The sequence below is a fragment of the Methanoculleus sp. UBA413 genome (genome assembly GCF_002502935.1).
In the GTDB taxonomy this organism is placed as follows: domain Archaea; phylum Halobacteriota; class Methanomicrobia; order Methanomicrobiales; family Methanoculleaceae; genus Methanoculleus; species Methanoculleus bourgensis.
The window spans coordinates 1-1,726 of the sequence record NZ_DAQR01000026.1 but is presented as its reverse complement, the minus strand read 5'-3'; the positions used below and the strand labels follow the sequence as shown (position 1 = coordinate 1,726).

Below are 1,726 nucleotides of genomic sequence, written 5' to 3'. Positions count from 1 at the left end.
TGCCCTCGCCGGAGACCTCGCGGAGCCGTTCTACTTCACCCGGCGGGAGCGCTACGACGCGTATCTTTCCCGGAGGGCAGCGGAGGCCGGGGCCGAGGTCCACGACGGCGTGGAGGTGACCGCTGTCGACCACGCCGGCCGCACCGTCACGACGTCGGAGGGGGACCGCCACTCTGCCCCGGTCCTCATCGGGGCGGACGGGATCCACAGCCGGGTCAGGCGCTCCTTCCCGGAGAGCGTCGTCGACCATGAGCGGTGGCAGAAAAACCTCGGGTTAGCGCTGGAACTGGTGATCCCCCGTGATGAGCTGCGGGCGCCGACCGGCGGGGGCGGGCCGGTCCGCCTGGAGGACGACCTTGCGACACCGCATCTCTTCTTTGCCGCCTGCAGGTGGGGCTACGGGTGGGTCTTCCCGAACAGGGACGCGATCGTCGTCGGTATCGGGGGGCTATACAGAAAGAACGGAAAGAGCCTCCGCGACCGCTTTGGGGAGTTCCTGGATGCAATCGGCCTCTCGGCATTCTCGGGCCAAAAACCGATGGGCTTTCCGTTGCCGTTTGGCAACTACATCCCTTCCCCGGTTCATGAAGGGGTGCTTCTCGTCGGCGACGCCGGTGGGTTTGCAAGCCCGATCCTCGGCGAAGGTATCTTCTACGCCCACCGGACCGCGGAACTCGCCGCCCACACCATCCACCGCCATCTCACCACCGGGGCGCCGCTCGCTGAGACCTACACCGGCCTCCTCCGGCGCCGCCTCATCCCTGAACTGCGGGCGGAGACAGCACTGCGGGACTTCCTCTACGGTTGCCTTGATGCGCGGATGCGCATACCCCTCGAGGTCTTCATGAAGACGACGAGCGCCCGGGTCATCGATGCGGTGCAGGGGTTCCGGTCGTTTCTGGGGTTCCAGCAGGACGACGAACTCCATACTGCGGTCTGGTGAGGGGGCGTCTCCCTTCAGGGAGAGGTGCAACCCTGACCCGGCTCATCCCGGAAAAGCGCTGGAGTTCGGTCTGGATGGATCTCCGCCCAGTGGGGCGGCAGGATCGAGAATAGAGGTGGTCTCCGGGGTATCCGGCAGCGCGCCGGCCCTGGTGATAGGGGGCGCTGCCTGCCGGATACCTGATCCGGGGCATGTGTTGATGTTCCCTGTTATCCGGAGGTCTGTTTCATCAGGGGGTATCTGTTGCAGTACCCGTGACCTGTTGATCCCGGTGGTCTGTCTACCGATTCGTGGGTGCTGATCTCGTCCGTCTTCCCGCAATGATTTCTTTGGAGGTGGGCACTGCAGAGCTTGTTTCCGGCCTGAACGTGGAGAGCCGGCCAATGGAAGGATACCTGGGTGCGAATCAGCAGCTCTGCAGGTGCGGGGGACCTTCGCGAGGAGATACATCTCTCTCGCCATGATACCAGTCTTCCTTTACCAGCATAAATGTGTTGCAACTCGATTGGGGTGCAATACCTTCCGGCGTGATCCGGGTACATGAATGCAGGGTCTCCTGCGTGCTTCCGCGTGAGGTTGTAGTGCCCTGTCTTCATATGTGGCAATTGGCATTCCGCCCTGTGCATCGAAATCTTCAAACTAAAGTGACACGTTGCACTAGTGGACCGTTTCAGCTAACATTTCCCATGAAAACTGCCCCGGTTTGGCGGGTGGGGGGATCATGGCTCTGTTTGTGCCCCGGGCATGGCTTCCGTACGGGGGGAGGGGGCGAGCCCCCTCCCC

The 1,726-nt window shown here is 63.2% G+C and carries 1 protein-coding gene; it reads left to right on the top strand.

Annotated elements, in window-relative coordinates:
* Positions 1-943: NAD(P)/FAD-dependent oxidoreductase (locus BP858_RS02210; protein ID WP_286878715.1), on the top strand; the 943-nt coding region annotated here is incomplete at its 5' end.
* Between the last annotated feature and the right edge of the window lie 783 nt (positions 944-1,726).